This is a genomic window from Marinobacterium zhoushanense, from assembly GCF_014641945.1.
In the GTDB taxonomy this organism is placed as follows: Bacteria; Pseudomonadota; Gammaproteobacteria; order Pseudomonadales; family Balneatricaceae; genus Marinobacterium_D; species Marinobacterium_D zhoushanense.
On the sequence record NZ_BMIJ01000003.1, the window covers coordinates 274,305 to 298,433 of the forward strand.

Annotated in this window: 20 protein-coding genes; 4 read left to right on the forward strand and 16 right to left on the reverse strand. The window is 57.9% G+C overall.

Annotated elements, in window-relative coordinates:
• The first annotated feature begins 108 nt into the window (after positions 1-108).
• Positions 109-867, forward strand: coding sequence for an alanyl-tRNA editing protein (locus tag IEX40_RS08405; protein WP_188747209.1), 759 nt, complete (start codon positions 109-111; stop codon positions 865-867).
• Positions 868-903: 36 nt separating this feature from the next.
• Here the strand turns inward: IEX40_RS08405 and IEX40_RS08410 are convergent, their stop codons facing one another.
• The 4 genes from IEX40_RS08410 to IEX40_RS08425 form a co-directional block, all read right to left on the reverse strand.
• Positions 904-1,932 (reverse strand): sodium:calcium antiporter, encoded by a 1,029-nt coding sequence (locus IEX40_RS08410; RefSeq protein ID WP_188747211.1) that lies wholly within the window; start codon positions 1,930-1,932, stop codon positions 904-906.
• Between the two features lie 101 nt (positions 1,933-2,033).
• Positions 2,034-3,044 (reverse strand): MsnO8 family LLM class oxidoreductase, encoded by a 1,011-nt coding sequence (locus IEX40_RS08415; protein ID WP_188747213.1) that lies wholly within the window; start codon positions 3,042-3,044, stop codon positions 2,034-2,036.
• 65 nt (positions 3,045-3,109) lie between these two features.
• Positions 3,110-3,568 carry a CopD family protein gene (locus IEX40_RS08420; RefSeq protein WP_188747215.1) on the reverse strand — a complete coding sequence of 153 codons (459 nt, stop codon included), beginning with the start codon at positions 3,566-3,568 and terminating at the stop codon, positions 3,110-3,112.
• A 77-nt stretch (positions 3,569-3,645) separates the two neighbouring features.
• Positions 3,646-4,047, reverse strand: a complete 402-nt coding sequence (locus IEX40_RS08425) for a hypothetical protein (RefSeq protein ID WP_188747217.1) — start codon at positions 4,045-4,047, stop codon at positions 3,646-3,648.
• 241 nt (positions 4,048-4,288) lie between these two features.
• Here IEX40_RS08425 and IEX40_RS08430 point away from each other — a divergent pair, with 241 nt between their 5' ends.
• Together IEX40_RS08430 and IEX40_RS08435 are read left to right on the forward strand one after the other, a co-directional pair.
• Positions 4,289-4,942: a hypothetical protein gene (locus IEX40_RS08430; RefSeq protein ID WP_188747219.1), complete on the forward strand. Its 654-nt coding sequence runs from the start codon at positions 4,289-4,291 to the stop codon at positions 4,940-4,942.
• Between the two features lie 118 nt (positions 4,943-5,060).
• Positions 5,061-5,522 (forward strand): GNAT family N-acetyltransferase, encoded by a 462-nt coding sequence (locus IEX40_RS08435; protein WP_188747221.1) that lies wholly within the window; start codon positions 5,061-5,063, stop codon positions 5,520-5,522.
• 5 nt (positions 5,523-5,527) lie between these two features.
• Here the strand turns inward: IEX40_RS08435 and IEX40_RS08440 are convergent, their stop codons facing one another.
• From IEX40_RS08440 to IEX40_RS08460, 5 genes are all read right to left on the reverse strand, one after another.
• Positions 5,528-7,213 carry a sensor domain-containing protein gene (locus IEX40_RS08440; RefSeq protein WP_268235769.1) on the reverse strand — a complete coding sequence of 562 codons (1,686 nt, stop codon included), beginning with the start codon at positions 7,211-7,213 and terminating at the stop codon, positions 5,528-5,530.
• Between the two features lie 69 nt (positions 7,214-7,282).
• On the reverse strand, positions 7,283-7,840 hold the full coding sequence (locus IEX40_RS08445; RefSeq protein ID WP_188747225.1) for a DUF3299 domain-containing protein: 558 nt from the start codon (positions 7,838-7,840) through the stop codon (positions 7,283-7,285).
• Between the two features lie 20 nt (positions 7,841-7,860).
• Positions 7,861-9,114, reverse strand: coding sequence for an ABC transporter permease (locus tag IEX40_RS08450; protein ID WP_188747227.1), 1,254 nt, complete (start codon positions 9,112-9,114; stop codon positions 7,861-7,863).
• The gene (locus tag IEX40_RS08455; protein ID WP_188747228.1) at positions 9,108-9,827 is read right to left on the reverse strand and encodes an ABC transporter ATP-binding protein; all 720 of its coding nucleotides are present in this window, start codon (positions 9,825-9,827) and stop codon (positions 9,108-9,110) included. Before IEX40_RS08455 ends, IEX40_RS08450 begins: the two co-directional genes overlap by 7 nt.
• Positions 9,824-10,435, reverse strand: a complete 612-nt coding sequence (locus IEX40_RS08460) for a ZrgA family zinc uptake protein (RefSeq protein WP_188747230.1) — start codon at positions 10,433-10,435, stop codon at positions 9,824-9,826. Before IEX40_RS08460 ends, IEX40_RS08455 begins: the two co-directional genes overlap by 4 nt.
• A 306-nt stretch (positions 10,436-10,741) precedes the next feature.
• Between IEX40_RS08460 and IEX40_RS08465 the strand changes: the two genes are divergently transcribed.
• Complete coding sequence (locus tag IEX40_RS08465) at positions 10,742-12,697, forward strand: propionyl-CoA synthetase (RefSeq protein ID WP_268235774.1); 1,956 nt, start codon at positions 10,742-10,744, stop codon at positions 12,695-12,697.
• Positions 12,698-12,842: 145 nt separating this feature from the next.
• Here IEX40_RS08465 and IEX40_RS08470 read toward each other — a convergent pair whose 3' ends face one another.
• The 7 genes from IEX40_RS08470 to IEX40_RS08500 all read right to left on the reverse strand — a co-directional run bounded on the left by IEX40_RS08470 (position 12,843) and on the right by IEX40_RS08500 (position 24,020).
• Positions 12,843-15,983: an efflux RND transporter permease subunit gene (locus IEX40_RS08470; protein WP_188747235.1), complete on the reverse strand. Its 3,141-nt coding sequence runs from the start codon at positions 15,981-15,983 to the stop codon at positions 12,843-12,845.
• A gap of 80 nt (positions 15,984-16,063) precedes the next feature.
• Positions 16,064-17,194, reverse strand: coding sequence for an efflux RND transporter periplasmic adaptor subunit (locus IEX40_RS08475; RefSeq protein WP_188747237.1), 1,131 nt, complete (start codon positions 17,192-17,194; stop codon positions 16,064-16,066).
• A gap of 239 nt (positions 17,195-17,433) precedes the next feature.
• A complete protein-coding gene (locus tag IEX40_RS08480) occupies positions 17,434-19,161 on the reverse strand; it encodes a putative bifunctional diguanylate cyclase/phosphodiesterase (RefSeq protein ID WP_188747240.1) in 1,728 nt (575 codons plus the stop codon).
• A gap of 31 nt (positions 19,162-19,192) precedes the next feature.
• Positions 19,193-19,654 carry a response regulator gene (locus tag IEX40_RS08485; RefSeq protein WP_188747242.1) on the reverse strand — a complete coding sequence of 154 codons (462 nt, stop codon included), beginning with the start codon at positions 19,652-19,654 and terminating at the stop codon, positions 19,193-19,195.
• A complete protein-coding gene (locus tag IEX40_RS08490) occupies positions 19,626-21,554 on the reverse strand; it encodes a sensor histidine kinase, YfiR-like protein-associated (RefSeq protein ID WP_188747244.1) in 1,929 nt (642 codons plus the stop codon). Before IEX40_RS08490 ends, IEX40_RS08485 begins: the two co-directional genes overlap by 29 nt.
• Positions 21,551-22,099: a TOL_0243 family YfiR-like periplasmic protein gene (locus IEX40_RS08495; RefSeq protein ID WP_188747246.1), complete on the reverse strand. Its 549-nt coding sequence runs from the start codon at positions 22,097-22,099 to the stop codon at positions 21,551-21,553. The genes IEX40_RS08490 and IEX40_RS08495 overlap by 4 nt, the downstream gene beginning before the upstream one ends.
• 7 nt (positions 22,100-22,106) lie before the next feature.
• On the reverse strand, positions 22,107-24,020 hold the full coding sequence (locus tag IEX40_RS08500) for a TOL_0244 family TonB-dependent receptor (protein ID WP_188747248.1): 1,914 nt from the start codon (positions 24,018-24,020) through the stop codon (positions 22,107-22,109).
• Positions 24,021-24,129: the final 109 nt, after the last annotated feature.

Consider the following 24,129-nt stretch of genomic DNA (forward strand, 5'->3'; position numbering starts at 1 on the left):
GCGCCGGATCGTCTCGACCGCCGTATATCCCGCTTGTAAGCTCAAAGAACGTCAGGTGAGGTGAACTGAACGCGCCGTTCATATGGAGGCGCCAATCGGGAGGCTGGGATGCGCAAAACGGAAAAGCTTTATTATCAGGATCCCTATCGGGTTTCGACAACGGCGACAGTCGTCAAGATCGATGAGGAAGGGGTGGAGCTGGACAGCACGGTGGCCTACCCCGAAGGAGGCGGACAGGAGGCCGATACAGGACTAATCGAGCACCCTGCCAGCGGAACCATCGTGGCGTTCGCCGATGTCCGGCGCCGATTCGGGGCCGACGTGAGGATCGAGGGCGATAAGTATATCAACGTGGATGGCGTGATCTCGCATATCGTCACCGAGGTGGATCGGCAGCTCCTAGGCGGCTTTTCGATCGGCGATCAGGTGATTGTTCGTATCGATCCGCTGCGGCGTGAGAAGCTGAGCACCTCCCACAGCGCCTGTCATCTGCTCTATCTGGCGGTGATGGAGGTGCGGCCTGGTATAGAGCAGAACCTGATCGGCTGCCACGTGCGTGAGGGTCAGGCGCGGTTCGATATGCTGACTGACGAGCGCTTCGATGAGGAGGAGATCAGCCGCATCGGCGAGATCGCCAATCGCTATGTCGACGGGAATCATCCCATCAGTCTCTATGCGAGCGATAGCCACCCCGATGCGCGCTTTTGGGCGTGTGCTGGGCAGGTGGTGCCCTGTGGCGGTACCCATATAGAACGTACCGGACAGATCGGTCGCCTGACGATCAAACGCAAGAATATAGGTAAGGGCAAGGAGCGGTTGATTTGCGTGCTTCCAGAGCTGGAGTATTCTGTGGCTCGTTATCGATAGCGCCTGTTAAATAGAGCTGCGCTAAGTCGATGGAGGCTAGATCAGCAGCACGACCAGCCCCAGTGCGTAGAGCAGCAGGACGGCCAGACTCTCGAAGCCGATCCGGGCAAACCCCTGCTCCTCCCGCCGGATCAGCCCCATCATCAGAAAGGCGGACATCAGCAGCGTCAGCACGGTCCAGGCGAGCGTAGTATCGGAGATGGCGTGGTAGATGGAACCGTCGCGGTAGGCGATATCGGAGGCGGCAGTAAACAGGGTATCGAAGGCGTTGCCGCCGATGATGCCGCCCACCGCCAGCGTCAATGCTCCCTGTCTGACGGCGGCCAGGCAGGTAACCAGCTCCGGTAGCGAAGTGCTGGTCGCGGTCAGCAGTACACCGATCATCGTTTCGCTCAGCCCGGTCTGCTCGGCGATCCCCGAGGCGACGTGTTCCAGCAGCCAGCCGGAGGTGCCCAGTACCAGCATCAACGCCAGAAACTTCACTAGCAGAAGGGGCAGTGAGAGCCTGATGTTGCGAACTTCCGGTATGTCCGGGCGGGTCGAGCGAGTCTTGGTTGCCCGCCATAGCGGCGTATCGCGCACCCGTTTGACCAAACCAAGGCCGTATAGGTACAGAAGGAGCAGGCAGAAGGTGATCGGGTGGATCTCCCACAGCGTAAAATCGGGCAGTAGCGGCGCCAGCGCGATCAGTGCCAGCAGCGCGATCAGTAGCGAGGTCTGCATCATGTTCTCCGCCGAGGCGGCGGCATGTTCCAGGTTGGCGCGGCGGTAGGTGATATCCGCAATCGCCAGAAAAACGGTCTGCACGGCGATTCCGCCCAGCGCATTGCTGACCGCCAATTCGGGGTGACCGTTCCAGGCCGCCGTTACCGACAGCACCGATCCGGACAGCGAGGTGGCGGCGCCCATCAGCACGCCGCCGGCTAACGCCTCACCGATGCGGATTCGGTCCGCCAGCTGATCGACGATACGGGTAATACGGGTGCCTGTTCCCAGTATTACCAGGACGCAGGCCGCAAAAAGAACCAGGTTGAACGTGAGTGATCCAGTCTCGAGAAAAGCCAAGCAGCTTCGCCTCCTGTTGCATCCAGTCCAATCAAGTGTAGTCCGGACCGATTCGGATGGTGCATAGAGGCTATCCCGAGCTGGATCGCCGGTCGGCGATATCAGCTGAATTGTTGCGCCAGTAGCCGGTAGCTCTCCATTCTATCCGCCTGGCTATGGGTCACCGTTACCAGCGCCATCTCGTCACACTCGAAGGCCTTGGCCAGCGCTCTCATCTCGTCCCAGCACTGCTCCGGGGTACCCACGGTGTAGCCACCGAGAATATGGTTGTATTCGGCTTGCAGCGACGGGGGCAGGTCACGGTACCGGTCCTGCACCTGCGCCGGGGTCAGGAAATCCTCTCGCTGCCCCATCTGGGCTGCGAGTTTGCGGTAGACGGCGGTCCCTGCACGAAGCCTGGCTTCCTCCTCGGTTTCGGCGCAGATACAGGCAATGGCCAGCATAAGCTTTGGCTTACCCTCGTGACCCGCTCTTGTCCACTCGTCACGGTACTGAGCGAAGATAGAGGGATGGCAGTTGTCGGGATCGATAAAACGGGCCAGTGCCAGATTGTAACCCAGATGACCCGCCAGACCCGCGCTGCCTCCGCTGGACCCCAGCATCCAGAGCTCCGGAGCCGGCCGGCTGTCCGGCAGCACGTTGATACGGCTGTAGGGATGATTGTCTGGAAGGCTGCCGTTTATGAATCCCTCCAGCAGTTGTGCCTGCTCCGCGTAGCCATCGCCGTGCAGCGGCTGATAGGGAAAGGCCAGGGCACTGGAGGTGAGACCCGTGCCGCCGGGGGCGCGACCTACCCCCAGGTCGATGCGCTCAGGAAACAGGGTGGCCATCATCTTGAAACTCTCGGCCACTTTCAGCGGACTGTAGTGGGAGAGCATGACGCCACCGCTGCCCACGCGAATGTTGCGCGTGACGCTGGCGATATGCGCGACCAGGATCTCCGGGCAGGGGTTGGCGAAGTGAATGCTGTCGTGGTGTTCCGCCACCCAGTAACGGTAATAACCCAGCTCATCGCAGAGTCTAGCCAGCTCCACCGTCAGCGAGGGTGCTTGATGTCTGGCATGGGAGCCGTGTACAGGGGACTGGTCGACAACAGACAGCTTGAGTTTCATTCAAACCTCCTCAATTAAGTTAATATGTTAACTTAATGCGATGGAGAGATGAAAGTGTATCCTGCTCAGCCGTACAGGAATCGCCCGCCCGAGGCGTTGAGCACGGTAAACAGGCCCAGTGCCAGGTTGATCGCAATGATCTGCCGGATCTGGTTAAGTGCTTTGCCTCCCGCGGGCCAGTCCTCGGCATCCACCGCCTTTTTCAGACGCTGGAAGGGTGCAAAGTATAGGTGCAGGAAGAGCAGGACCATCAGGTAGCCAGTTCCGAGCATGATATGGACATGGAGACCGGCATTCTTGAAACCGCCCATCAGTGCGATCATCCAGTGGCCTGTGACGGGCAGGGCGATAATGGCGACCCAGACCCAGGGGAAAAACCGCTTGAACAGGTTCGCCCAGAGCGGCAGCCGTTGCGGTGGTTCAAGAAGAGCGCCCGCTACCGGACGCAGGCAGACGTATGCCAGAAACATGCCGCCGACCCAGATTACTGCCGCCAGCATGTGCAATGAAAGCGCGAAAGCCATAAGAGTATCCCTGCTCGATAGATTCCCTGTTGATACTAACAGCAACCGTCAGGGCTGCTGAGATTATTTGTAGACGATCAGGTTTGACGCAGGTCGCGTGTTTCGTCGAAGTTGCTGCCCAGCTGTCGTCGGATCTCCTGTTCAATCAACCGTTCTATTCGCTGCCGCTCATCGTAGGGCAGCGCGGCTAACGACTCCTCGGTCAGCCCCATATCCTTGAGCATCAGGTAACGAATCCTCTCCGCGGTGCTCATGCTGAGGAGCTTTATCAGCTCTTCACGGGCGTCGGGTGGCTCTGATGGAGAGGCCGCCGTTTGCGCCAGCATATCGCCCGAGGAACGCTGCTCCTTAGCGTCACGCCGTTGCCTCTCCGCCTCCTGCGCCAATATATCGGCAAACACACTGTCAGCAGACGACTTGCCTGTTGTGTTCGAGCTGAGAACCGGTGAGGGCAAGGGTGGTTTGTTCACCTTGAGCATGCTGCATACCTCCTCATTAGGGTTAGGGTACAAGGTAAACAGCAAAAGATGTGCCCGACCTGGTTAATTCAATTTTTCAAATATTTAGCTATAACTCCTATAGCTGATGCGGCAAGTTTCTTCAGCTGAGGGGCATGCACTTGCCACCTTCATTTCAATTAACTTCACGCGGAAGTTCGGTTATCCGTACTGACGGTTAGTCCTTGATGTGCAAAGCAATTAATGCCGGAAGGTGATAGCTATGCGACCGACAATTGGAGTCGGCATACCATTAAAATATGTCGTATATCTGCTGCCGCTGTTTTTGATAGTGGTGGGTTTGTTCCTATGGTTCGGCGGGCTGGGCTCGGACGCGCAAAATAGCAGTGGCACTGGCTCGGTTGAGGTCCTGAGCGATTCGGACACGGCCCGGTGGTTGAGGCTACCGCCCGTTGATGAAATCGATGAACTGAGCAGCGCATATATCGCTGTCGATGAGAAGCGACGGGCTCGTGTATTGCAAAATCTTGCGGAGTTCAGAGCGACTTACCAGCAGCTGGCGCCCTTTCTTGAGATAAAGGCTGTGCCGGGAGAGGCGAGAGAAAAGCTGGCGCAGCGGCTCGGTCAGGCTCTGGGCCACTACGGATTAGGCCGGGCCGTAAAAGATGATGCAGATTCGTTTCCGGATAGACGGCGGGCGGCGCTGGTGCTGCGTGGTGCTCGGGACGATGCGGAGATCATCAAGCGTCTGCTCGCTGCGCTTTCGCCCTACCTGTCTGGCGATGTGCTGGTGCAATTCAATGACGACCAACGGATAGATCGCCTTCAGCTATATCTGCTTGGCGATCCTGGGTTTACCAAGGAAGGGGTGGCCGTGTTCAGTAATCTGGTCAGTGGGACAGGGGGGATGCCCTAGCCCCTATGGGACTAAGGCTATGCCTGGCGTCTCATCGCCGCGGATATCGCGTATCCGGGTTGGTATTGGTTGAAAGTTAAGGCAAAGTGTCGGAGCGTTCATCAACCTTGGAACAGCCATGAGCTCGAAAAACGCCGCGGCCGCAATCGATACCGCATCTATCGAGGACCTGCCTGATCTGATCGATCTGTTTGACCTGTATCGTACCTTCTATGATTACGCATCGGACAGGGACAAGGCGGCGCTTTTTCTGCGTGAGCGACTGGAGCAGGGCAGTAGCATAATCCTGCTGGCCCGCCTGCAGGAGCAGGCAGTGGGCTTCGTACAGTGTTACCCCGCACATTCGTCGTTGGAGTGTCGGCCCAGTTGGCTACTGAGCGACCTCTATGTTGCTGAAACGTTCCGGGGACTGGGGATAGGTTCAGCACTGTTGGAGGCGGCCCAAAATATAGCCAGAGAGGCTGGCTGCTGCGTGGTTGAGTTATTTACAGCCAAAACCAATACGGCGGCGCGTCAACTCTACGAGATGCAGGGCTACCGGGAGGACCGGGAATTTCTGCATTACGAGCTCTTTCTCTAATGCAGTCAGCGTTGTCCGGCGATCATGAACTGGCTTTTACCGTTGTGCTTTGACCGGTACATCAACTGATCGGCCAGCATGAGCAGCTCACTACCGTTTTCACTGTGATCAGGATAACAGGCCGCACCTAGGCTGAGTGTGACACTGAGGTCGCGGTAGCGCGTCGCGCCCTCTTGTGTAATACGCGCCAGGATATCCGATAGCATCTCGTCATCACCGCAGTTCGACAGCAGAAAGGCGAACTCATCGCCGCCAATACGAGCCAGTACATCACACTCCCGGACAAGATTTTTCAATTTCGAAGCGAGCAGGCAGAGCAGCTCATCTCCCGCTTCATGGCCGAAGTGATCATTAATCTGTTTGAATCCGTCCAGATCGATATACACCACCGCCAAGCGGTTGCCGGTTCGTTTGCTTGCTGCAATCGCCTGATTAAGGTGTTCGGCTAAAAGCCTGCGGTTTGGCAGGCCGGTCAGAGAGTCGTGCATAGCCATGTGGCGAAGCTGTTCCTGCTGCCGCTTAATCTCGCGTATATCGGTACATACCAGAATGTACTCGCACCTCTCGCCCTGAGGTTCGCCTATGGTGGATACCGACGCCAGTACCGGGATGGTGTCTCCAGTGTGATGCTGAAGAGTCAACTCGCCTCTCCACTCATCGTCGCTTAGCGGTGCCGAGCGCATCAGGTCCCTGAGTGATAGCGGGCTTTTGTCCTGTGGGTCGAGAAACAGTTCGCCGGCGCTCATCGCTGTTACAGCGTCGGAATCGTAGCCGGCCATTTCGAGCAGTGCCGTATTGGTACGCAGCAGTTTCTGTTGATGGTCGAAAACGAGAATCCCCTCCGCGCAGTGTTTAAACACCGCGTCAGCCAATTGCAGCTGTGCCTCCGCCAAGCGTTTCTCGGTGATATCGATAACACTGCCCCACATGTACTTGATCTCACCATGCTGGTCGAGATGCAGGTAATTGCGCTCCAGCAAATGACGAATCTCCCCCTGGCGCACTATGCGATACTCAATCTCATAGGGGCTGGACGAGGCGTGGGACGTACTTATCGCGTGATCTACACGTGCTCGGTCATCTGGGTGTACCACTTGCAGATAGGCTTCGTAGCTGGCACTGAAACGCTGGGGATCAAGACCGAACATCTCGTACACGCTGTTGGACCAGCTGAGACGGTCTTTTTCCATATCCCACTCCCAGGTACCCACCCCAGCATCGCGTTGAACTTGTGCCAGCATCTCCTCGTTTTCAATGGCAGGATACAGGACCGCCAAGACGCTACGCCGGGAACTGTTCTCATGAAAGAGTGTAGTAAGCTCGATTCTGACCGGGATTGAACGACCGGACTTGTGGCGGGCGGCCAGGGCGTTCAACTGACCCATGGCCCTGGCATTGGCGGACTGGATAAACATCTCCCGCCAATGCTTGTGGTGGTGGCGCTGCTGTTCCGGCACCAGCATCTCGACACCAAGTCCGATCAGCTCTTGTTCATCGTAGCCAAGCAGGCGTGACGCTGCGGCGTTGGCGTAACTGATGGTGCCGTCGCTCTCGACCTTCATTACGGCGTTTGGGAACCGGTTGATGAGTGCAACTGCTCCAGCGTTGCTGCGCTTAGACCTGATCCAGAACCATAGTTGCAGGGCTGCAACCACGCACAGAGCGCTTAACGCTAACCAATCGAAATCCATCTGTCGTTTGCATCAACACTATTGTCCATGAAGCGCGAGCATAGCGGCAAGATCCGGGGTATTACAACCTTACTGTGTGCTATCCGGTACAGAATCTTCATAGGGTTCAATTTGATAGGCTTCCAGGCGGTAGCCGGCGGTACCCAGTTCATTGCTGAAACGTTCCACGGTCAGACGACCGGTGATCCAAACGGCGTCATACAGACTTTCAATACGGGTGCCCGGTTCGAAATGGGTATCGATAATCTGGTTTGCAGGCGGCGGCGGTGTATGTATGCAGGCGCCGAAGTAGGGCACCAAAAAGAAGCGGTCTATACGCTGGTCTTCGCCACCGAGGGGAACGACGAAACCGGGGATACGCACCATGCGACCGTCCATCTCCTCAACGACAGGCGCAGAACTGAGCACTTGCTGCATATGATCCAGCATCGACTGGGCGCCGCTGTCGAAGTCGTCCAGGTTATTGATGTCCACGTCTGAGCCGTACAGATCCTCGTAGGAGAGGTCGTAGTCCTGTGGCATCAGTTCGTCCCAGGTAATCTCCGTGACCTTATTGCCGTTAAGGTTGGCGGCCTGTGCAGATGCGGCCAGCCAAAAAGCGAGGAACAGGTGGATCCATTTACGCATAGTAAGATGTCTGCAAAGGTTCAGGTTCGGGGCGTCAGCCCATCCGCGAGAGTATAACGCCAGGCTTGCCAGGCGGGTATGGTGCCGGCCAAGGCGCCTGCCGCGAGCACCATAGCCAGTATCTGCCAGAGTCCGTCTGGCCAGCCCAGTGTCAGGTAAAGGCCAAATGCTTCTGATAATCCCTGTTGAGCCAGTATCAGCAGGGTCCACAGCAGTGACAGACCGACAGCGATACCTGCCGCTGTCAGCAGCACCGCTTCCATCACCACGAGACAGAGCAGATTAAACGGCGACGCGCCGATGGCGCGCAGTAGCGCCAATTCGCGCCGCCGTTGCTGCAAACCGGTCAGCAGAACCCCAAGCATCCCGGTCAGGCCCGCCAGCACGACACAGGCCGATACCGCCAGCAGTGCTTTTTCCGCACTGCCGATCACCTGCCACAGCTCCTGCAGGGCGACGCCGGGCAGGATAGCAAGCAGCGGTTCCGCCGAGAACCGGTTGATCGCACGCTGCATCTGAAATACCTGGGTCTTTGACTTCATGCCGAGCAGAAACGCCGTGATCTCCTTGGGCGTCAGGTCTGTTTCGGACAACGTGCTCGGGTCTACCGACAGCCCCGGCATCGGAACGCCCGCGCGCCAGCCCAGATGGATGGCGGTTATCGACTCCAGGCTGACGAGCAGCGACTGGTCTACGGGGGTGCCCGTGGGTTCGAGGATACCGACAACGGTAAAGGGTTGGTCTTTATGCTGGGCAAAGCTTGTGCTGCCAAGGCCATGGGCTATGACCACTTTGTCCCCGGTATGGTATCCAAGTCTGCTGGCGGCCTCCGCTCCAAGTGTAACCTGGTGGATACCGTTGAAGGCACGGCCGGCGCTCAGCTTGAGTGCGTTTTCACGCCCGTACCGATAGTGATCGAAGAAGGCGCTGGTGGTGCCCACTACGCGAAACCCTTTGTGCGAGTCGCCCAGCGACAGAGGGACGCTCCATTCAACTGCAGGATCGTTGGCAACACGCTGGAAGCTTTTCCAGCGGATATTGTTGGTGGCCGAGCCAAGGTGGAACACCGAGTATAGAAGCAATTCGACCTGCCCGGTTCGTGCCCCGACGATCAGGTCGGTGCCGGAAACAGTGTTAAAGAAGCCTTCGCGCATATCCTGGCGCACTTTCTCGACACCGGCCAGCAGCGCTACGCTGAGGCCGATCGTCAGTATGCTCAGCACAGCGGTGGCGCGCCGGTTCAGCAGGCTGCGCCAGAGCAGGTCGATCAGCATGGCCGTGTCTCCAGGGAGCTGCCGGTAATCCCGTCCAGCTGGAGGGTATTATCGAAGTGACTGGCGAGCGCCGGATCATGGCTGACGAACAGCAGGCTGGTGCCGTTGGCTTGGGTTTCCTTCATCAGGAGATCGACGAAGCGGTCGCGGTGCTCGGAGTCCAGCGCCGATGTGGGTTCGTCGGCGATGATCAGTTCCGGGCTGCCGATCAGGGCCCGAGCCGCGGCGACCCTCTGCTGTTGACCGATGGAGAGCGCCGAGGTGTTGCGGCGGCTGTTCAACACCTCAGCGAGACCGAGTTCGCGAAGCAGGCGGATCGCTTCGTCTTGGACCGAACCGCTGCGCGCCTGGGCACGGTCGCGTCTACGACGGGAAAAGCGACAGGCCAGTGCGACATTCTCCACGGGTGACAACCAGGGAAGGAGATTGAACTGCTGGAAGATCAAACCTATATGATCGGCCCTCAACCGATCGCGGCGATGGGCTGACAACGTCTCCAGACGCTCGCCGCAGATCGAGACGGAGCCTGAGTAACCCGCCTGGACACCCGACACCAGATTAAGCAGGGTACTTTTTCCGCTGCCCGATGGACCGCGCAGGAACAGGCTGCTGCCAGCTTCAAGGCGTAACTGGGGTATATTCAGCAGTTGCCCGCGCATGTCGGGCCAGCTGAAGCGTAATTGGTCGATTTCAACGATATGGCTAGTCGTCATTTGAGTTTCAGATATGGATTGGCGGCGTTCAGCAACTGGACCGACTGGGTGTGGGTAATGACCTGCGCTAGCAAGGACTCCAGCAAAGGGTACTTGCCGAACAGGGTGAGTTTGATTCGATCCAGCAGTTCAGGGGCAGCACACAGGAATCGGTAGTTGAAGCTCAGATCCATATGTTCGTCAATCAGATCGGCATGATCATGTTCGTGCTCGTGCTCGTGCTCGTGCTCGTGCTCGTGCTCGTGCTCGTGTTCTTGATCATGTTCCTCTTCATCTTCTTCAAGTTTGAGCTCATGGTGCTGGCCGATCTCGACCTGGCTGAGCGCACAGTCGGCTTCGGGTGGAAGTTCAATCCAGTGCTCGGGTGTACGCATCGCTGAGTCGATGGCCTGAATCCTGGCCTTCTCCTGATCGGTTTGTGCCGGGTGTTCGAATCCGACCAGATTGTATGCCGGTGAGTTCAATGTGAGGCTCAGTGTTTGACCATCGGTCACCACATCCAGTTGGGCCTCGCCATGTTGATGCGGAGCGAGCGCGGGTTGAGCCTGTGCCCCAATAGCGAAAATACTGATTACCACAGCGGTGCTGGTCAGAGTTAGGCGGGTCATCTGGTTCTCCATCTCCATTAGCGAGTCTGATATTTTGGTAATGTTATAATATAACCATTTGATAGCCAATCATGCTGAACTGATTTCAAACCGCGACGGATTGGGTGGTTCAAAGTAAGTGTCGACAATTAAAAGATTCTAAAAGAGATGTCCGTGATACCGAAAATCACAAGATAGTTCCGGTGTTATAGCTGTTTCAGGTCAATATTCCATTCTGCATCACCTAAGGTTACGCCTTTTGTCGTATCTCATTTGTCGACAGATTCAGCTAGAGTGACTGTCGATAACGGGGAAGTGTCAACAATAATCGATAAACCCCGAACCCCAAGCGACCACAAACTCAAGAATAAAAGGACCTGTGCCATGTCCTACCAAGCCGAATACAGCAACGCCATCGAGAACCCGGAAGGTTTTTGGGCCGAGAAAGCCGCTGATCTCCCCTGGTACGCTCCGCCGCAACAGATACTCTCCACCGATGACAACGGTATCTACCGCTGGTTCGCCGATGGTGAGATGAACACCGCCTACATGGCATTGGATCATCATGTGGAGAGCGGTCGTGGTGACCAGGATGCCGTGATCTACGACTCACCGGTATCGGGTTCCAAGCGCAAGCTGACCTACCGAGAGTTGCGCGATGAAGTGGCCAAGTTTGCCGGCGTGCTCAAGGCTCAAGGTGTCACCAAGGGAGACCGTGTCGTCATCTACATGCCGATGGTGCCGGAAGCGTTGATCGCGATGCTGGGTGTAGCCCGGCTTGGTGCCATCCATTCGGTGGTATTCGGTGGCTTTGCGCCGCACGAACTTGCCGTGCGTATCGACGATGCCGAGCCGAAGGTGGTGGTATCCGCCTCCTGCGGCCTCGAGGTCGCCAAGGTGATCGAGTATAAACCGATGCTGGATCAGGCGATCGAACAGTCCGCGCACAAGCCGCAGGCGTGCATCATTCTGCAGCGCCCCGAAGCGAAGGCCGAGCTGACCGAGGGGCGTGATATCGACTGGGTCGAGGCGATGGCCCAGGCCGAACCGGCTGACTGCGTTCCGGTCAAGGGCACCGACCCGCTCTACATCCTGTACACCTCCGGAACTACCGGAAAGCCGAAAGGGGTGGTGCGCGATAACGGTGGCCATGCCGTCGCCCTCAAGTACTCGATGAAGGCGATCTACAACATGCAGCCGGGCGATGTGTTCTGGGCTGCATCCGATGTGGGTTGGGTCGTGGGCCACTCCTATATCGTGTACGGGCCTCTGCTGGCCGGGTGCACCACCATCGTGTACGAAGGCAAGCCGGTGAGAACACCGGACGCCGGTGCCTTCTGGCGTGTGGTGCAGGAGTACAAGGCCAAGGCGCTGTTCGCCGCGCCGACCGCGTTCCGTGCGATCAAGAAAGAGGATCCCGAAGCGTCTCTGCTGGCCAACTACGATATCTCCTCTCTGCAGACCATCTTCATGGCCGGCGAACGCCTCGATCCGCCCACCTACGACTGGACCGTCGGCAAGACCGGCAAGCCGGTGGTTGATCACTGGTGGCAGACCGAAACCGGTTGGGCGATCTGCGGCAACCTGATGGGGATCGAGCCGAAAACGCCGAAAGCGGGCTCCTCTACACTGCCGGTACCGGGCTTCAATGTGCAGATTCTCGGTGTCGATGGCCAGGAGCTGCCGCCGGGCGAGCAGGGCTCAATTGCACTCAAGCTACCGCTGCCGCCGAGCTGCCTGCCAACGATCTGGGGCGATTTCGAGCGTTTCCGCACCGGTTACCTGTCCGACTTCCCGGGTTACTACACCTCCGGCGACGGCGGATACAAGGATGAGGAGGGCTACGTCTTCATCATGGGGCGCACCGACGATGTGATCAACGTGGCCGGTCACCGTCTCTCCACCGGTGAGATGGAGGAGATCGTAGCGGCGCACCCGGCTGTGGCCGAGTGTGCGGTAATCGGTGTCAATGATCCGCTCAAGGGCCAGGCGCCGATCGGTCTGGTGCTGCTGAAAGATGGTGCCGAGGTGGAAGAGAGCCAGCTGCAGAGCGAACTGGTGGCCATGGTGCGCAAGGAGATCGGGCCGATCGCCTGCTTCCAGCGCGCCATTATTGTGCAGCGCCTACCGAAGACCCGCTCCGGCAAGATCCTGCGCAAACTGTTGCGCCAGATTGCCGATGGCCAGAGCTACACTGTGCCGTCGACTATCGACGATCCGGCCAGTCTGTCCGAGATCGAGTCGATCATGGACAGCCACGGGCTGGTGCAGCGTAACGGTTAAACCTGACTGCGATATATAAAGAACAACAACTCCAACGGCGTCAGGTTGCATACAGGGATGTAAAAAACCCGCCTGCGTATGGATGCGCAGGCGGGTTACATGGACGTTGCCGATTCAGGTTATCCGCGTAATCGACGACTCTTCCTCAGGCCTCTGTTCTGACCAGAGCCATCCCGTCCTCTTCCTCCAGATCCTCATGCTCGTGCTGGCGCGCAATCAGCATGTACAGTGAGGGCACCACGAACAGTGTGAAGATCGTGCCGATCGTCATACCGCCCACCAGCACCAGACCGATTGAGTTACGCGCCGCCGCTCCCGGACCATCCACCAGTGTCAGCGGGAAGTGACCGGCAATGGTGGCGATGGAAGTCATCAATACTGGACGCAGTCGGGTCATGGCAGCCAGTCTGATAGCGTCCAGCTTCGCCTGTCCCTGCTCCTGCAGTTTGTTGGCGAACTCGACGATCAGGATACCGTTCTTCGAGATCAGCCCTACCAGAGTGACCAGACCGACCTGGGCATAGATGTTCATTGTCGTGGTCCAGCCATCGGTCCAGAACGGAATATCCGGGTTGGGCATTTTCAACACAGTGAAGGTGAGGGCGCCGAACATCGCCAGCGGCACCGAGCCGAGCAGGATCACGAACGGGTCGCGGAAGGAGTTGAACTGCACTGCCAGCACCAGGAAGATCATCAGGATCGCCAGCCCCAACGAGGGCAGGAACTTGTTGCCCTCGGTACGCAGCTGGCGCGACTCGCCGGTGTAGTTGACGGTGTAGTTGGCCGGCAGCAGTTCCGCAGCGGAGTTTTCCAGTACCTTGAGCCCCTCGTCGATCTGCGCCGTCATGCCGGAAAGCTTGATCGCATTGAGCTGCTGAAAACGGTTCAGCGAGCGTGGTACGGTGGTATCGCTGAGCGTCGCTATAGAACTCAACGGAATCAGCTGGCCATCAGGTCCAGAGACGTAGATCTCGTTGAGCTGCTCCGGGTTGAGCCGGTCGATGCGGGCGATCTGCGGGATCACCTTGTAGGCGCGCCCCTCCACGTTGAAGCGATTGACGTAGTTGGCCCCCAACGCGGCTCCCAGGTCCGCACCGATCTGCGCATTGGTCAGTCCAAGGGCGGCGACCTTCTGGTGATCGATATGGATCTCGGACTGAGGCTGGTCGAACTTCAGGTCGATCTCCGGCGGGAAGTAGAACAGTCCGCTCTCCATCGCTTTCATCTGCAGCTGCTGGGCGTACTCCAGCATCTGCTTCGGATCGTCGGTGGAGGTGATGACGAACTCCACCGGGAAGTTGCTGCCGCCGGGCAGGGCCGGGGGCTGGGTGACGAAGATCTGCAGCCCGGGAATGGTCGACAGCTGTCCCTGCATCTCGCGAATCAGCTGATTGACCGACTTGTCGCGCTCATCCCAGGGCTTGGTAACCATACCGCTGAAGCCGCCGATACCCAGTGCAGCCGCGAATGGGTCGGATGGCGCCAGCAGGATCTGGAAGGTCAACTCGCGCGCGGGGGCGTTGTAGAACATCTGCTCGGCGGTTTTACCGAAATGGACCTTCTGGTCCGCCGATGCGTTGGCTGCATTGTTGATGATGCCGAACATGACGCTCTGGTCCTCCAGCGGCGCCAGCTCCTTGGGCGAGAACATGTACATCGGCACCACCATGATGCTGAGCGCGATCCAGACCACGTAGACCACGGGGCGGGCATGCAGAATGCGCTGAAGCAGGGCGCCGTAGCCATCACGCAGGCGGTCGAAAAAGTGGTTCACCCGGCCGGTCAGGCCGTGCTCTTCGCTTTCAGCGCTTTTCAGCAGGTGTCCCGCCATCATCGGCGACAGGGTCAGGGCGACGATACCGGAGATGGTCACCGCACCGGCCAGGGTCAGCGCGAACTCGCGGAACAGGGCGCCGGTCAGACCGCCCTGCAGACCGATTGGCGTATAGACCGCGGCCAGGGTGATGGTCATCGCGATTACCGGCCCGATCAGCTCACGGGCACCGATCAGTGCGGCCTGCATCGGTGAGCGGCCCTCGCGTAGATGGCGCTCCACGTTCTCCACCATGACGATAGCGTCATCCACGACTAGACCCACCGACAACACGATTGCCAGCAGCGTCAACAGGTTCAGCGTGAAGCCGAACACCTGCATCAGGAAGATAGCGCCGATCAGCGAAACCGGGATCGCCACTACCGGTACCAGCACCGAGCGCATGGAGCCGAGGAAGATGAAGATCACCAGAACGACGATCGCCAGCGTCTCGGTTAGCGTGCCGACAACCTCATGGATCGCATCGTTGATATAGGCGGAGGCGTCATAGCCGATCTCGGCCTCCATACCTGGCGGCAGACCCTGTTTGATCCCCTCCAGATCCTTGCGCACCAGGCCAATGACATCGATGGTGTTGCTGTCAGGCAGGGGAAATATCCCCATGAACACGGCGGTCTGGCCGTTGAAGCTGACATTGGTTTCGTAGTCCTCGGCGCCGAGCTCCACCTCGGCGATATCGCTGAGCCGGATGATGGTGTCATGCTGGTTGCGGATCACCAGTTGTGCGAACTCCTCCTGCGAGTGCAGGTCGGTGTTTGCGGTCAGGTTAACCTGAACCATATTGCCCTTGGTGTTGCCCACCGCTGCCAGGTAGTTGTTGGAGGCCAGCGCCGTGCGCACCTCTGTCGGACTGATGTTCAGTGCCGCCATTCGGCCGGGATCAAGCCAGACCCGCATGGCATAGGTACGCGCACCGAAGATCTCAGCGCGCTGCACCCCCTCCAGAGCCGACAGACGGGGCTGTACCACCCGTACCAGATAATCGGTGATTTGGGTTTGCGACAGGGTATCCGAGGAGAAACTGAGGTAGGCGGCAGCGAATTCGGAGTCCGCCGACTGGATGCTGATCGACGGCACCTCCGCTTCGGCCGGCAGCGAGTTGCGTACCTGGTTCACTTGGGCGGTGATATCGGTCAGCGCCTTGGTGGGCTCGTAGTTGAGCTCAAGTCGGGCGGTGACCATCGACAGCCCGAGCAGGCTTTTCGACTCTACATAATCGACACCCTGAACCGCGCCGATGGCGCGCTCTATCTCGGTGGTGACGAAGCCCTTCACCACTTCGGCGCTGGCGCCAATATAGGGAGTGGTGACGGTTATGGATGCGTTTTCGCTCTGCGGGTACTGGCGCACGCTCAGTGACCACCAGGATTGCACGCCCGCGATGATGATGACGACGCTGACCACGATGGCAAGCACGGGGCGGCGTACGAAAATATCGGTGAAAGCTTTCATGATCGATTGTTCCGGCGCAGTAACGGGTTAAAAGGCGCAGGCGCAGCTATTGCCGCAAGCCTCAACTGTTGCCAGGAGCCTCAGCTATTATTAGGAGTCGGCTCGAACTTGAACTCAGGCGCGAGGCTGTTATCGACCACAACCGTCATCCCGGGACGCAGCTTGAACACGCCGGTGGACACCACTCGATCACCCGCCTTTACCCCCTGCAGAACCTCCACAAAGTCACCCATGTGCTTACCCAGCGTTACGCTTTGCTGTCGGATTACCAGTGATTCCGGGTTCTCTTCGCTGGCTTCGATGACAAACAACGTGGAGCCGTAGGGGCCGTATTGAACCGCCGTGGCGGGGAGCATCAGCACCTTTTCGGTCATCCCCTTAAGTACTTCAAGCGAGACGTACATGCCGGGGCGCAGAAATCCCTGGGGATTGGACAGGGTGGCCTGCACGCGGATATTGCGTGTGGCGGGATCCACATCGGGGTTGAACGCGGTGATGCGGCCCTCGAACGGTTGTTCCGGGTAGGCGTCGGCTTTGACCTGCACGGTCAGTCCGGTGCGCAGCTCCCCCTGGTGCTGCTGCGGGAGCGAGAAATCTACATACACCGGATCAAGCGATTGCAGGGATACGATCTCGTCGCCCTTATTGAGGAACTGACCGACGCTGATCTGGCGAATGCCCAGCGTACCGGAGAAGGGGGCGCGGATGGTTTTCTTGGCGATCACCGCGCGCACGTAATCAACCTGGGCGTCGGCTTGCTTTACGCCGGTGCGGATAGAGTCGAACTCGGACTGAGCGATATATTTGCTCTTGCGCAGCTCCTGAGCTCGCTTGAGCGAGATCCGCGACAGCTCGGCAGTGGCTTCCGCTTCGCGCAGCTGTGCCTGTTCGAGCTCGGTGTCCAAACGCACCAGCGGCTGTCCCGCTTCGATATTGCTACCGGCCTCGAACAGTATCTCACGCACCAATCCCTCGACCTCGTTACGTACCATGGTGCCCTGTACTGACATCACCGTACCGACAGCGGGTATCTGCGGTTGTCGCGTGTATTCAAAAACCTCGGCCGCGTTTACCGGCTCGGGCGGCATGGTCATCTCTGCGAATGCATCGCCCATGGTTTTGAACTGCAGCAGCTTAATGCCTGCCAGGCCTGCAATCATCGGCAGCGCTATAACAGCGCCAAGCAGCACCAGCAGTAGTTTCCTTAACATCTAAATACGTCCTTTTTCTGGTTTTGCGAACAAGCGATTATAGTTGATTATTTGGTCATGTTTATTAAATCTTATTACGAAAATCGGTTTATTAAACCCTGCTAAATATAAGGGTGTCGCGGGGGGCATTGATTTTTTTGCGGAATCGAAGAAAGTGTTACGTCATGGTATCGAAAAAAATGTATTGCAGCGTTGGCGCGGATATGCCGCGGCCTTGTGACGCCGGTCGCGGTTAGCGGTCATATCTGTGTAAAGGGGGAGGGCGTTGCAAGCAATTTGCCGAGATCATCTCCAGGTAAGGGGCGGCTGAACAGGTAGCCCTGTACCAGATTGCACCCCTCGTTGCCCAAAAACTCGGCCTGCTGTTTCGTTTCGACGCCCTCCGCTATCACGTTAATATTGAGGCGGGCCGTCATGGCGATGATCGCGCGTGTAATCTCGATGCTGTCCCGGTCGTCGGGTATATCTCTGATAAAACTCTGGTCAATTTTCAACATGTTGACCGGGAAGCGCTTGAGATAACTCAGGCTGGAGTAACCGGTGCCGAAGTCATCCAGGGAGATGGATACGCCGAGGTCTCTCAGGCGTTTTAGAATACGCTGAGTCGTGTCCGGATCCTGCATAAGAGCGGTTTCGGTGATCTCGATTTCCAGTTGCTGCGGCGGCAACTGAAGGTGCTCCAGCAGGTTTTGAACGCTTTCCGCGAGATCCGGCTGACGGAACTGAAAAGCGGAAAAGTTCACGGCGACTCTGGGGGCTGTTTCCCCGTATCGAGACGCCCACTCTTTGGCTGCGCTGCAGGCCTGTTTCAACACCCATTGCCCGATTGAAAGAATATGGCCGGTCTCTTCGGCGATTGGGATAAACAGATCCGGGCGTATCGAGCCCCGCTCTGGATGATTCCATCTTAGCAACGCTTCAACCGCTACCATCCGCCCGCTCGAGAGCTCTACCTGCGGTTGGTAGTGCAGAATAAAGCCCTTGTTGATTGCCGCGGTGCTCAGTTCATGCTCAAGGGTTAGCCGTTCATCGCGAAGTTGCCGCAGCTCGGGAGAGTAGAACCTATGGTTGCTACCGCCGTGCCGGATCACCTTCTGCATCGCCAATGCCGCATTTCCGTGTAAGCCATCGGGTTTGTCCGCGTCATCAGGAAACAGGCTGATCCCGATGCTTGGATTTATCCTCAATGAGTAACCGCTGATATCCAGGGGTTGTGACAGGGTCTGATACAGCCGCATACAGGCAGCAAGCAGTTCATCATTATCGGAATAACCGGTGACTATGGCGGCAAACTGATCGCTATCCAGACGGGCGACAAAATCATGGCTCTGCACTGACTGGCCGACACGCGCGGCAAAGGCCTTGATGAGCCTGTCGCTTCCCTTCGGGCCCAGACTACTGCTGAGTTCATAGGCACGGTCCAGACGGATCAGAAGCAGCCCGATCAACCCACCGTTATGCTCGGCTTCGATCAGTGACTGTTGAAGCCTGTCCTGGTACAGATTCCGATTGGGCAGGTTTGTCAGCTGGTCATAATTTGCCAGGTACTGAATGTGCTGCTCCGCCTCGCGTCGCTTGCGGTGTACCTCCGCTTCGCGCAGCTCTCTCGGTACCGCGGCGGAGAGACGCTTGAGATTGTCTTTAAGTATGTAGTCTTGTGCGCCGGAACGAACCGCGCTGACCGCCAGTTCCTCGCCGATAGTGCCGGATACGAAAATAAAAGGTACGTCCTTGTCATAGCGGCGAACCAGATCCAATGCGGCCATGCCGTTGAAAGAGGGCATGGTGTAATCGGAGAATACGATCTGCCAATTTTGCGAGCCAAGCAGCGCACGCTCCAGTGCTTCGGCGGTATCAACCTTGACAGCATCGACGTCATAGCCGCACTTGCGCAATTCGCGCAGCAGCAATGCGGCGTCATCCGGTTCATCCTCGATGATCAATGCGCGCAGAGGTTGGGTGTCCATGATCGGTGTAACTCCTCCCAACGATACCTAATTAAGTATGTTCAGATTTTAGTGCATCATGTTGCTCCGGGAGCTCATTGAGCAGCAGCCAATACATGCCGAGCTGGCTAACCGCTCGCGCGAACTCGTTGAAGTCGACTGGCTTGCGGACGTAACTGTTGGCGCCAAGTTGGTAGCCCGCAATCAGGTCCTCCTCGTGCTTGGAAGAGGTGAGTATTACCACGGGCAGGGTTTTGGTATGCGGATCGTTGCGGATCCTGCGTAATACTTCGAGCCCGCTGATCTTCGGTAGGTTTAGGTCGAGCAGCACCACGGCGGGCAGGTGCCTGTATTCGCTCGTTTCCGTATCGGATCCCAAAAGCAGATTCAGCGCCTCTTCTCCGTCACGTGCTATCCATAGCTCGTTACTGATATTGCATTTCTTGAACGCTCTCAAGGCGAGCGCTTCGTCGTCGGGGTTGTCTTCAACCAGCAGAATTGGGCGTCTTGTCATGGTGGAGTTCCTCGGATGGGGTTAGCGTGAAATAGAAGGTACTGCCTTTATCCAGTTCGGATTCGGCCCATATTCTGCCGCCGTGGCGACGGATCACACGCTGTACGGTAGCCAGGCCCACACCGGTGCCGGGAAACTCACGGTTGTCGTGCAGGCGCTGGAACGGGGTGAAAAGTCGATCGGCATATTTCATGTCGAATCCGGCACCGTTGTCGCGGACAAAGAAGTAGCTTCGCCCTTCGAACTCGACCTGGCCGAACCGGATCTTGGCGTCGTCCCGTTTTGCCGTGTACTTCCAGGCATTGCTGAACAGGTTTTCCAACACCACGCGGACAAGGCGGCTGTCACCGTAAGCCAGAAGCTCCGGCTCGATCTCGGTGTATACGCTCCGCTGTGGTTCGGACTGGCGCAGTTCGTTCAGCAGTTCCGCGGCGACTTCGCTGAGGTTTAATGGGCGGCGGACCAACTCCATGCGGCTGACTCTGGACAGGTTCAGCATGTCATCGATCAGTCGGCCCATCCGCTGGGCACCATTGCGTACTCGATCCAGATACTCCTTGGCTTCTTCATCAAGTTTGTCTCCGTAGTCCTCGATCAGGGCTTGGCTGAAGCCGTCGATTGAGCGCAGCGGAGCTCGCAGGTCGTGTGAAACGGAGTAGCTGAACGATTCCAGCTCTCTGTTGGCGTTTTCAAGCTCTGCAGTGCGCTCCTGCACGCGGTGTTCGAGTTCGGCATTCAGGCGCTGTACCTCCTCAGTCGCCTGCATTCGTTCGTGAATATCATCGACGATCCCCATCCACTCCATGGTTTGACCACCGGGGTCAATAAGAGGGGCGGCGCTGAAGTTGACGTAACGGTACTCGCCGCCGGGGGCATACCAGAGCCTGAATACCTGCTTGAACGCTACACTCTCTTCGCAGGCCTGATTCCAAAGCTGGCTGACCAGCTCCCGGTCATCCGGGTGGACCGCCTGAAGCCAGCCACGGCCTGCATGACTTCGGGGCGTTTGTCCGGTAAAGCTGTCCCACGCAGTCTGTGTGGCGCTGAAGTCGCCATGCGCATCGGCCCGCCATGTCAGTGCCGACAGCGTCGTGATCAGCGTGCGGTGCCGATATTCGCTCTCGCTGAGGGCTTTTTCAGCCTGCGACCGTTCGTGGATCTGCTCGGCCAACTCGCTGTTGGAGCGCTCAAGTTCTGACGTGCGAAGCCCGATCTGGGACAGCATCTGGTTGAACGCTTCGATCAGAAAGCCGATTTCATCGTCGGTGGTTCTATTGGCGCGCAGGTTATAGTTGCGCTCGTTGACTACCTGGCGGGCCAGCTCCGTCACCTCCATTATCGGGCTGGTGATACGGGCCTGAAGCCAGGAAGAGAGCAGTGTCGAGGCCGCCAGCGCGACAATGGCGATGGATAAGAAAATCAGTAGTACACGGAAGGTGCGCTCCTTGACACCGCTTTGCGCCAGCATGAATACGCTGCCGATTATCTCCCGATCGTTATAGATAGGCCTGAATAGCCGGATTGTATCAGCGTCGACACCGATACTCGGCTGTTCGGCACGAACCGGTATTTCACGAATATGGGCGGGGGAGGCGTAATAGCGGGCGAAGAGATTGCCGTTCCTGTCATAGATTGCGGCGGCAAGTATCTCAGGTCTCAGCCGGAGTGAGGCGAGGGTCTGCTTGGCGGTTTCCCGGTCCTCAAACTCCAGTGCCGCCGTGCTGCTTAGACTTATCAGGTCAGCCTGGGTGGTCAGCTCTTCGACAAGGCGATCGCGGTAATCTCCCAGATCGTAGATGATGAAGATCGCACCGAGGATTGCCAGTGCGGTGGCGGTCGTCAGCAATACGCCGACTAGCAGCTTGTGGCGGATTGAGCTTAGAGCGAAAAGGGCATTCATGGCTCCGCCCCCTCGATCTGTCGTGCTACGGTCAGGAGCCGCGAGCTGATCTTGAGTCGATTGGACTGTGCGGCGGTCAGCGAGATATCAAAGCGGATGCGGTCGTCCTCGCGGCGGAAGTTAATACCGCTGCCGAACTCAAGTCCCCTCGGGAGATCGGTAACAATCAATATCGGCTGCCCCTTGACGCTCTCTATGCGACTGCGGACCAACCGAGTATCGTCGCCCAGGTAAAGCACATGTATGCCTTCCGTTACCTCGTGCTCGGATAGCGTGCGGACCTGAACCGGTCGTTCACCCACTCGGCGACCCCGAACCGTTTCCGTTAACAGGTGTGCCATCGATGCGTCACGCTCAAAGGTCGCAATGACGATTGGGGATTGAGGCGTGGAAAAAATCTCGGGCGGCCACTCGATATAGCTGCAGAACTTGAAGATGAAGGCAGCCTTGACCTGGTCCGCCAGCGGTGGGCGAGAGGTATCGTTGGCGGCTGCAACCGACCCATGAAGTATTAGAAGCGCCAGGAGTATCCGAACTGCTCTCATAGCGACCTCAATATCTATGCACCAGCTTCAGCAGCACGTTACGACCGACCTCACTGCGCGAGGCCGAAGATCCATACTCCGGGTGGCGAGAGTCAAACAGATTAAATCCGGACAGAGAAACATCTGTACTTTCGCCAAGGCGCCAACCCAGTCTGATGTCCACGGCGGTGTAGCCCGGTGCTCCGCTGTCCGAAAGTTCGCCTACCCGCCGCAGGTTCAGATCAAATTCGGTATCGTTGGCGAGGTCGATATGCGAGCCAATTCGCCACTGGTAGTTGGGGTCATTGCCAGAGCCACCGTCCATGAAGTTAGACGATTTGAATTCCAGGTCCCGGTCCATCAGCAATCCGCCGGCGTTAATGCGCCAGTTATCGGTGAGCTGCGCAACCCCCCAAACCTCCAGTCCATGAATGCTGCCCTTGATGCCGTTGCCGATTTCGAAGGCGCCACCAGGGGTGGGGTTTAGAGAGCGGATATCGTCGTAGTCGTGATAGAACAGCGTCAGATTGTAGTTCAGATTGCCGGCCTGGCGGGCACGGTACCCGATTTCGAACGCGTTCAGGATTTCCGAATTGAACTCGGGACCTCCCGCCAGCAGTGAGCCATCAGCGGGAGCATACAACTCCCGGTCAAGTCGGGACGGGGTGCGTACTGCCCTTGAAACCGCTGCCCAGAGTAGTCGGTCATCCGAGAGCAGCCATGCGATTCGGGCGCTGGGCATCGCTTCCCAGCCGGTGTAACTGTTGTGTTCCAGGCGACCGGCCAGGGTCAGGCGAAGCGCATCGTTCAGCTCGATCTTGTCCTGTATGAACAAGTTGCTCCAGCTCAGCCGCTTGTCCGCGGGCAGGAACACAAGATTGGAGGGGTTACCGACCTCATCCCACGCAGTGCGGTAACCCATGCCCCATATAAGCTGCTGCCTGGCGGTTGGCTGCAGTGTGTGCTGCATCTCCAGATCCAGTATGTCGAGCGTTTCGCTGTAACTGTCGGGAAAGTCTCGCTCGCGATGATCCAAATAGGCACTCAGGGTTAATTGTTCGCCCCCGGCGAGCTGCGGCTTCCAGCTCGTGAGCAGGTTGAACCCGCTGATGCTCGCATCATCGGCGTCGGCATTATCCAATCGGCCGCGGTAGGCATCGCCCTGTACCCTTAAGTCTCCCTTGGCATCGAGATCCAGCCTGAAGCCTGCCTGAGAGCTGGACCAGTTGTCGTCGGCCCCCGGGCCCGATTCCAAAAGGGTTTCGTTGTCATGAGAGGCCTTGGCATAGGCGCGATACTGCCCGCCGGAATCGAGTGTGCCGCCATAGCGATAGGCGGCATCCTGAGCGCTGTTACCGCCTCCGAGCGAGACAAGCCCGCCCTGGGATTGGGCGGAAGGGAGGGTGATGATATTGATGACGCCGTTTACCGCGTTGCTGCCCCAGGAGGTAGAAGCGGGGCCGCTGATCACCTCAATGCGTTCGATATCCTCCAGTAACACCGCGGGCTCATCCCAGAATACGCCGGAGAAGAGCGGGGTGTAGATGATGCGCCCGTCGATCAGCACCTGGAGCTTGTTGGCCGTCGTGGAGTTGAATCCACGGGCACTTATCACATAGGTCTGAGCATCCCGTTGTGCGACCTGAAGATTCGGCGCCAGCCTCAGTACCTCCGGCAGGCTACGGGCGCCGCTTCGGCGTATATCCTCGGCCGAGATGACGAATATGGACGCGGCAGCATCGGATAGCTTTTCTCCGTCCCGCGAGACGGAGGTGACCTGGATGTCGCTCAGCTCCTCCAGGCTCAGGTCAGCCAGGCTGATTTCTGGCGCTGTAGTCGCGGATTGCGCAAGGGAAGAGAGCGTCACTGCAACGAGCAGTGTGGGTGGCCAAAGTGTCCTGACGTAGCGTGCGACCCTGGTGCTGGGGGAGGAATACGGCATAGCACTCATCCTGTTGCTATCGAATGGTCAGCACGACAAAGGCCGACCGCCAATAATTCACTCCAAAGCCGTGCCTTTGGATCCCTTTTTTAGACGGAATAACTTTTCC

Coding starts and splice junctions, on each gene's coding strand:
- IEX40_RS08455 (WP_188747228.1), bottom strand. CDS start 9,827: ATGACGACTAGCCATATCGTTGAAATCGACCAATTACGCTTCAGCTGG.
- IEX40_RS08490 (WP_188747244.1), bottom strand. CDS start 21,554: ATGAATGCCCTTTTCGCTCTAAGCTCAATCCGCCACAAGCTGCTAGTC.
- IEX40_RS08500 (WP_188747248.1), bottom strand. CDS start 24,020: ATGCCGTATTCCTCCCCCAGCACCAGGGTCGCACGCTACGTCAGGACA.
- IEX40_RS08485 (WP_188747242.1), bottom strand. CDS start 19,654: ATGACAAGACGCCCAATTCTGCTGGTTGAAGACAACCCCGACGACGAA.
- IEX40_RS08460 (WP_188747230.1), bottom strand. CDS start 10,435: ATGACCCGCCTAACTCTGACCAGCACCGCTGTGGTAATCAGTATTTTC.
- IEX40_RS08440 (WP_268235769.1), bottom strand. CDS start 7,213: ATGGATTTCGATTGGTTAGCGTTAAGCGCTCTGTGCGTGGTTGCAGCC.
- IEX40_RS08415 (WP_188747213.1), bottom strand. CDS start 3,044: ATGAAACTCAAGCTGTCTGTTGTCGACCAGTCCCCTGTACACGGCTCC.
- IEX40_RS08495 (WP_188747246.1), bottom strand. CDS start 22,099: ATGAGAGCAGTTCGGATACTCCTGGCGCTTCTAATACTTCATGGGTCG.
- IEX40_RS08435 (WP_188747221.1), top strand. CDS start 5,061: ATGAGCTCGAAAAACGCCGCGGCCGCAATCGATACCGCATCTATCGAG.
- IEX40_RS08420 (WP_188747215.1), bottom strand. CDS start 3,568: ATGGCTTTCGCGCTTTCATTGCACATGCTGGCGGCAGTAATCTGGGTC.
- IEX40_RS08430 (WP_188747219.1), top strand. CDS start 4,289: ATGCGACCGACAATTGGAGTCGGCATACCATTAAAATATGTCGTATAT.
- IEX40_RS08450 (WP_188747227.1), bottom strand. CDS start 9,114: ATGCTGATCGACCTGCTCTGGCGCAGCCTGCTGAACCGGCGCGCCACC.
- IEX40_RS08480 (WP_188747240.1), bottom strand. CDS start 19,161: ATGGACACCCAACCTCTGCGCGCATTGATCATCGAGGATGAACCGGAT.
- IEX40_RS08470 (WP_188747235.1), bottom strand. CDS start 15,983: ATGAAAGCTTTCACCGATATTTTCGTACGCCGCCCCGTGCTTGCCATC.
- IEX40_RS08475 (WP_188747237.1), bottom strand. CDS start 17,194: ATGTTAAGGAAACTACTGCTGGTGCTGCTTGGCGCTGTTATAGCGCTG.
- IEX40_RS08445 (WP_188747225.1), bottom strand. CDS start 7,840: ATGCGTAAATGGATCCACCTGTTCCTCGCTTTTTGGCTGGCCGCATCT.
- IEX40_RS08405 (WP_188747209.1), top strand. CDS start 109: ATGCGCAAAACGGAAAAGCTTTATTATCAGGATCCCTATCGGGTTTCG.
- IEX40_RS08425 (WP_188747217.1), bottom strand. CDS start 4,047: ATGCTCAAGGTGAACAAACCACCCTTGCCCTCACCGGTTCTCAGCTCG.